Origin of the sequence: Paraburkholderia sp. GAS41 (genome assembly GCF_050436545.1) — a bacterium.
In the GTDB taxonomy this organism is placed as follows: Bacteria; Pseudomonadota; Gammaproteobacteria; order Burkholderiales; family Burkholderiaceae; genus Paraburkholderia.
This window is the reverse complement of record NZ_JBNDMK010000008.1, coordinates 246,138-252,902: the sequence shown is the minus strand read 5'-3', so window position 1 is coordinate 252,902 and position 6,765 is coordinate 246,138. Positions and strand designations below refer to the sequence as shown.

The following is a 6,765-nucleotide window of genomic DNA, read 5'->3' as shown; positions in this document are numbered from 1 at the left end:
AGGGTTCCCGTCAGGGTTCCCGTCAGGGTTCCCGTCAGGGTTCCCGTCAGGGTTCCCGTCAGGGTTCCCGTCAGGGTTCCCGTCAGGGTTCCCGTTGCTGTTTGCGTCAGGGTTTGCGTTGGTGTTCGCGCCCGAGTTTGCGTCCGGGTTTGCGCCTGGGTTCGCATCGGTCTTTATGCCCTCGCCGGCATGGGCATTCCCGCCTTGGCGGCGCCTCCACAGTTCACCACCGTCACACCGGGACACCCGCTGGTTTTTCCTGCGGATACAGGCGCACACCCCGCTTTCCGGACCGAATGGTGGTATGCCACGGGCTGGCTCGACACGCCCGACCACAAGCCGCTGGGTTTTCAGATCACCTTCTTCCGCTCGGCCACGGACCACGACACGGCGGACCCGAGCACCTTCGCGCCGACTCAACTGATCATCGCGCATGCCGCGCTCAGCGACCCCGCGTTCGGCAAACTGGTGCATGCCCAGAAGGTGTCGCGGCAAGGTTTCGACCTCGCCTATGCCAGGCCCGACAACACCGACGTCAAGCTCGATACGTGGCACATGACGCGCGCCGCGGACGGTCATTACACCGTGAGCGCCCAGGCAGGCGAGTTTGCGCTGAACCTCACGCTCACGCCGACGCAAGCGGCGCTGGTGCAAGGTCAGCAAGGCTACTCGCAGAAGGGTCCACTCGCCGGCGAGGCAAGCTACTACTACAGTGAGCCGCAACTGCGCGTGAGCGGCAACGTCACGCGGCCGTCGCGCTCCGCAGACCGTGCGGCCATCGCAAACGCGCCCAGCACAGTAAGCGGCGTGGCGTGGCTCGATCACGAATGGTCGAGCACGCTCCTGAGTCCCGCTGCCACGGGATGGGACTGGCTCGGCGCCAATCTCGCGGACGGCTCCGCGCTGATGGCGTTCAAGGTCCGCGGCCGCAGCGGCACAGCCGTATGGGCCCACGCGGCATGGCGCGATGCGAGCGGCAAGCTCACCACCTTCGATCCCGACCAGGTCGACTTCATCCCGCAGCGGACATGGCGCTCGCCGCGCACGAACACGGTTTATCCGGTGGCCGAAACCGTCAAAACGGCTTCGCTCAGTTGGCAACTGGAGCCGCTGCTCGACGATCAGGAAATGGACACCCGAGGCTCGACCGGATCGGCGTATTGGGAGGGGGCGGTGACGGTGAGACGCGCCGGTCAGGACGTCGGTCGTGGCTATCTGGAACTCACGGGCTATCAGGCGCCGCTTACGCTTCAGAACACGATGAAAGCCGCACGGTAAGCGCCGCGCGTGGACATCCGCGGCATTAAAGACCCGCGAGCGTGGCCCATAACCGGGCTTTCAGGGTGCGGACGGCATCGTCCGAGTGCTCGTAGGGTGGCGCCTGCACGACCACGAGACGCCAGAACGAATCGCCGACGTGACGCAACTCCGCGTGAGTCTTCATCGACGGAGCCGCGGCGAGATGACCGTCGGTCGACCAGCTTTCGTGACCATCGACCGTGTCGCGGATACCCGGTGCGCCGAGCGGCATCGTGGCAGCGTTGTTGCGCAGATAGGCGGGAATGTACTTGCTGAAGCCGACGCCGGGCAGGTCTTCATGGGCAAACACGATCGCCGCGCTGCCGTTTGCTTCCGTGAAGGTATAGACCGGTTGCCCGTGGTCGGCTCCGCTTACGGAGAGCTTCCAGATTCCGTCGATCCTGATGCTGGAATGGGCGACAGGATTGGTCCAGGTGATCAGGAAAGCGGAATGCTGCGTCGTCTCGGCCGCCAATGGCCCTCCGTATGGGAGCTGGTTCGTGCGCCATAACCACGCGGCCCCCAACAGAACGACCAGGACTAACGCGGCGATGGCCTTCCGCGATAGCCCGCGTTTTTTCATCTGGGCCTTGGGGACGCCGGCGCCAGCGTAAGCCCGCTGGGCACCCGGCGAGAACGGCGACGGCGAAGACGAAGGCGACGGTTGCGCGCGGGCGCCGCCATCGGGCGTGGCGGCGCGTGGCGACGGCGTTTCGGCTGCCGGTCCCTGCACCTTCGGCGTTTGCCGCTCACGCTCCGCAAGCTCGCGGTCGTAGGCGGTTCTACGATCCGGATCGCCTAACACCGCATAGGCCTCGTTGATGATGCGCATGATCCGCTGCGCATCCGGGCTGCGATTCTTGTCGGGGTGGTAGCGCTGGCTGAGCGCCTTGTAAGCGGCGCGAATCACCTCCGCCGGCGCGCCGCGTGTGACCTTGAGATTGTCGTAGTGTGTATGCATAGGCTTTCCAGAAACACCTTCCCGTTATCGACCGCATATCGGCTCAAAAACAACATTACTTTAGACGGGCACAGCGTGTAGCAGGCGCGCGCAACCCCAAGCGTTTCCGCGTTGGGCATGCGGGTTGCTGACGCCTCTCGTGGTGCAGCATTCACCCGCTACCGCTTGCCGGCCCCCGTACGCCCGACCGTGCGCGGTGCTCCGTCAGGCCCGCAACCGCGACGGAGCGCGAAGCGATGGATATTCCGGAACCCACTCGAAGGCGTCATATCCGCCATGCGCGGCGGCGCGCCCGTTCGCGCGAGATGTCACGCTATGCCGGCAAGCCGCTGAGCTTGCTGTGGCGCTACATCGCCCGGCGCAAAGTCTCGCATCTGATCGTACTGCTGAGCGTGGTGGCCGCCATCGGTTGCGCGCTGGCCTCGCAATACGGCATCAAGAATCTCATCGACGCCCTGCCGTCGGGCCGCGCCCATCCCGCCGTCGTGATGCGCGCGTTCGTCATCCTGGTCGGGCTGATTCTCGCCGACAACCTGTTCTGGCGCGTGGGCGGCTGGATCGCCGCGCGGGTCTTCGTGACCGTGACCGGCGATATCCGGCGTGAGATGTTTGCCTATCTGACCGCGCATCCGCCGGCGTTCTTCGCCGACAAACCGCCCGGCGTCCTGTCGAGCCGCATTTCGGCGACGGCGAACGCCGTCTATGTGCTCGAAAACACGGTCTCATGGTCCGCGCTGCCGCCGTGCCTCACGGTGATCGGCGCCATAACGATGGTCGCGACTGTCAGTATCCCCATGAGTATGGCGCTGGTCGCGATCTCCGCCACGCTCGCCTTCGGCGTGTTCGTGCTGGCGAAGAAAGGCACCGGGCGGCATCAGGCCTTCGCTGCGCGGGCGGCGTCGGTTGACGGCGAACTGGTGGATGTCATCGGCAATATGGGTCTCGTGCGGGCGTTCAACGCAGTCCGCGCCGAGGGGAGCCGTTTCGACGAACGCCTTTCGACCGAAACCCAGGCGCGTACCCGCAGCCTGCTTTACCTGGAAAAATTGCGCCTGTTGCATGCACTTGCCACCGCGCTGCTGTCTGCCGCGATGCTCGGCTGGACCCTGTGGCTCTGGAGCGTGGACCGCGCGACCACCGGCGACGTGGTGCTGATCAGCTCGCTTGGCTTTGCCATCCTGCACGGCACCCGCGATCTGGCGGTGGCTTTCGTGGACCTCACGCAGCACGTGGCGCGTCTCGGCGAGGCTTCGTCGATCCTGCTGACACCGCACGCCATGCCGGAGCAGCACGATGCGCCGCCGCTGCAGGTGAGCGATGCCACGATCGAGTTCAGGGACGTGACCTTCTCGTACCCCGGACGACGCCCCGTGTTGACCGGCCTGAACCTGACGATCCGGGCCGGCGAGCGGGTGGGCCTGATCGGCCCGTCGGGCGCCGGCAAATCGACCATCCTCGCCTTGATCCAGCACTTTTACGAACCGGCGGCGGGCCGTGTCACGATCTCGGGTCAGGACATTGCCCAGGTGAGCCTCGACAGTCTGCAGGCCGCGATTTCGGTGGTCCCGCAGGATGCCGCCCTGTTTCACCGCTCGCTGCTGGAAAACATCCGGTACGGCGTGCCTAAAGCCAATGAAGCCGACGTCCGGCGTGCCTGTGAGGACGCCAACTGCCTCGACTTCCTCGCCGCCATGCCGGACGGCCTCAACACCATCGCCGGCGATCGCGGCGCCCGGCTGTCGGGCGGGCAACGGCAGAGAATTGCCATTGCTCGCGCCCTCCTCAGAGACTCGCCGATTCTCCTGCTCGATGAAGCCACCTCGTCACTCGATTCGGCCTCCGAATCAGCCATCCAGTCCGCGCTCGAACGGCTCATGCAAAACCGCACGGTGGTTGCGATCGCGCATCGCGTCTCCACCCTGCAGAGCTTCGACCGCATCCTCGTGATCAACCGGGGCCGCGTCACGCAGGACGGCTCGCCTGCAGAACTGGCAAAGCAGCCCGGGATTTACCGCGATACGCTGATGCGCCAACGCAAACGCACGACGCCGTCCGAACTGGCCTGAGCCGTTCAGCACCGTGTGAAGGTGTCCGAAATACCCCGACAACGTTTGCGCGCATGCCCTTTTGCCGATCGATCCAGCTTTACGCAGTGCCAAGTAAACAATTGCTGAAGTTTCATCAGAGAAATGCCGATATACGGTGTTACAGCTCAATCCAATCCCAATCCAGTCAGGGGCACTGATGATTTCGGTAGCGCGAATCAAGGGCGCGTTCACTGTCGATGGCAGCGACCCCGCCCTGGTGCGATCGCAGATGGAGGAATTCGGCCGGCAAATCCCGCTCCTCTACCTGATGCTGATGGTCAACACGGTGGCCGTAGCCGTCACGCATATCGACTGCGCGCCCGCATGGCTCGCCATCTACATGCCGGCCGGCCTGTGCGTGGTGTGCCTGGTCCGTTGCGTGCGCTGGTGGTTTTTCCGGCACCGGACGCTGAGCCACGAGAAAGCCGTGCCGGAACTGCGCAAGACCTTGTGGCTTGCCGGCGTGATAGGGGTGGCGTTCACCACGTGGGCGGCGCTGCTGTTCCAGTACGGACCGGCTTACGAACAGGCCCAGGTGGCGTTCTTCATGGCGACCACGGTAGTGGGCTGCGCGTTCTGCCTGATGCATCTGCGCGCCGCTGCGCTGTTGCTGCTGGTCATCGTGATCGGCTCATTTACGGTCGTCCTGCTGGTTGCGGGCCGGCCGGTGTTCGTCGCGATGGGCGTCGACATGTTTTTCGTGGGCGTCGCCCTCGCCTTTATCGTCCATCTCTACTACCGCAACTTCGCGGGACTCGTGGCTTCGAAGCGCGAACTGCTGGCCAGCCAGGCCGTCACCCAGAAACTGAGCGACGATAACTTCCGCCTTGCCAATATCGACAGCCTCACCAGCCTGCCGAACCGGCGCAGTTTCTTTTCGTCGCTGAACGCGCTGGCCGAGCAAGGCAGCGTCGCGAGCGCCACCTTTCACATGGGTCTGATCGACCTCGACGGTTTCAAGCAGGTCAACGACATCTACGGTCACTCGAGCGGCGACCTCGTGCTCAAGGAAGTCGGGGCGCGGCTGCTGGAATTCGCCGATCCGGCGATCTTCTTTGCACGGCTCGGCGGCGATGAATTCGGCATCATCATTCAGCGGCGGCTGACCGAAGAAGAACTCGACCGCCTCGGCCAGACACTGTGCGAGCGCCTGAGCCGGCCGTACAGCATCGGCGGCAATACCGCCGAGTTGTCCGGCACGATCGGCTGGGCAGGCTTGCCGCCGGCACGGGTCAGCGTGGCAGAGGCCTTTGAGCGCGCCGATGCGGCGCTCTACGTCGGCAAGGAGAGCCGGCGCGGTACCGCGGTGGTGTTTTCGGCCGAGCACGAAAACCGCGTCCGGCGCGCCAGTCAGGTCGCACAGGAACTCAAGGCGGCCAATCTCGATGCCGAGCTGTATCTGGAGTTTCAGCCTATCTTCGATGTCGCCACGCACGCTGCGGTCGGCTTCGAGGCGCTCGGCCGCTGGCGCAGTCCGAAGCTCGGCCAGGTCAGGCCGGATGAGTTTATCCGCATCGCCGAGCGGACCGATCTGATCCGCGTGGTGACCGAGGTGCTGTTGCGCAAGGCGCTGGCTGAAGCTGCCCACTGGCCGGCCCATCTGTATCTGTCGTTCAACCTCTCGGCGCTCGATATTTCCTCGGTGCCGCGCGCTCGCCGGCTGCTGGATATCGTGCAGGAAGGCCCAACCGATGCCGAGCGCGTGCACTTCGAAATCACCGAAACCGCCGTCACACGCGACTTCCGCCAGGCGCGCGCCTCGCTGTTGCTGATCAAGCAGGTAGGCTGCCACGTGTCGCTCGACGACTTCGGCACCGGCTTTTCGAGCCTGAGCTACGTCCACCGGCTGCCGTTCGACACCATCAAGATCGATCGCAGTTTCGTGGCCGAAGTGGATACCGACGCCGCGTCCGCGAAAATCATCAAATCGGTGATGGATCTGTGCCGGAACCTGGGCCTCGAGTGCGTGGTGGAAGGTGTCGAGACCGAATCGCAGCGTGACATGCTGACCGCACTCGGCGGACGCGTCATGCAAGGCTACCTGTTCGGCAGACCGATGCCCGCCGATGCGATGTCCGCCTTCCAGCTCAACGTCAATGCCGCTTGAATCTGGCCGGTTGGCGTCTTACCGCAACGCTTCGCTTGCCGCTCTGTGGCGCACGGCGGGTGTGCCGGTGTTCTGTTCCTGTGCATGCGGCGACGCGCTCTGCCGCGCTTCGAGTGTGCGCAGCGCGTCCGTCAGTTTTTGCACGCGCTTGAGCTGGGCGGGCAAGCGCGCGGCGCTGGTCAAGTTGTTCACGCGGTCCTGCCAGTAACTTAACGGCAATGGGCGGTCCGCGGTGGCAATCTGCGGTAGCAGGTGTTCAAGATGTTCGATATCTTTTTCGATCTGATGGTGATTCATGCCTGTTCCCCGGG

At 64.5% G+C, this 6,765-nt stretch carries 5 protein-coding genes; 3 read left to right on the top strand and 2 right to left on the bottom strand.

Features of this window, described 5'->3' with window-relative positions:
- The first annotated feature begins 189 nt into the window (after window positions 1-189).
- Window positions 190-1,278: a lipocalin-like domain-containing protein gene (locus tag P3T43_RS14410; protein ID WP_429281709.1), complete on the top strand. Its 1,089-nt coding sequence runs from the start codon at window positions 190-192 to the stop codon at window positions 1,276-1,278.
- 25 nt (window positions 1,279-1,303) lie between these two features.
- Here P3T43_RS14410 and P3T43_RS14405 read toward each other — a convergent pair whose 3' ends face one another.
- Window positions 1,304-2,260 carry a J domain-containing protein gene (locus P3T43_RS14405; RefSeq protein WP_429281708.1) on the bottom strand — a complete coding sequence of 319 codons (957 nt, stop codon included), beginning with the start codon at window positions 2,258-2,260 and terminating at the stop codon, window positions 1,304-1,306.
- Window positions 2,261-2,496: 236 nt separating this feature from the next.
- On the opposite strand from P3T43_RS14405, the gene P3T43_RS14400 reads away from it, so the two are divergent.
- A complete protein-coding gene (locus tag P3T43_RS14400; protein ID WP_429281707.1) occupies window positions 2,497-4,326 on the top strand; it encodes an ABC transporter ATP-binding protein in 1,830 nt (609 codons plus the stop codon).
- 178 nt (window positions 4,327-4,504) lie between these two features.
- Window positions 4,505-6,454 (top strand): putative bifunctional diguanylate cyclase/phosphodiesterase, encoded by a 1,950-nt coding sequence (locus P3T43_RS14395; RefSeq protein ID WP_429281706.1) that lies wholly within the window; start codon window positions 4,505-4,507, stop codon window positions 6,452-6,454.
- Between the two features lie 18 nt (window positions 6,455-6,472).
- Here P3T43_RS14395 and P3T43_RS14390 read toward each other — a convergent pair whose 3' ends face one another.
- On the bottom strand, window positions 6,473-6,751 hold the full coding sequence (locus P3T43_RS14390; RefSeq protein ID WP_429281705.1) for a hypothetical protein: 279 nt from the start codon (window positions 6,749-6,751) through the stop codon (window positions 6,473-6,475).
- Between the last annotated feature and the right edge of the window lie 14 nt (window positions 6,752-6,765).

Bases quoted from the DNA above. Each gene is read 5' to 3' on its own strand.
- P3T43_RS14390 (WP_429281705.1), bottom strand. From the start codon at position 6,751: ATGAATCACCATCAGATCGAAAAAGATATCGAACATCTTGAACACCTG.
- P3T43_RS14410 (WP_429281709.1), top strand. From the start codon at position 190: ATGGGCATTCCCGCCTTGGCGGCGCCTCCACAGTTCACCACCGTCACA.
- P3T43_RS14405 (WP_429281708.1), bottom strand. From the start codon at position 2,260: ATGCATACACACTACGACAATCTCAAGGTCACACGCGGCGCGCCGGCG.
- P3T43_RS14395 (WP_429281706.1), top strand. From the start codon at position 4,505: ATGATTTCGGTAGCGCGAATCAAGGGCGCGTTCACTGTCGATGGCAGC.
- P3T43_RS14400 (WP_429281707.1), top strand. From the start codon at position 2,497: ATGGATATTCCGGAACCCACTCGAAGGCGTCATATCCGCCATGCGCGG.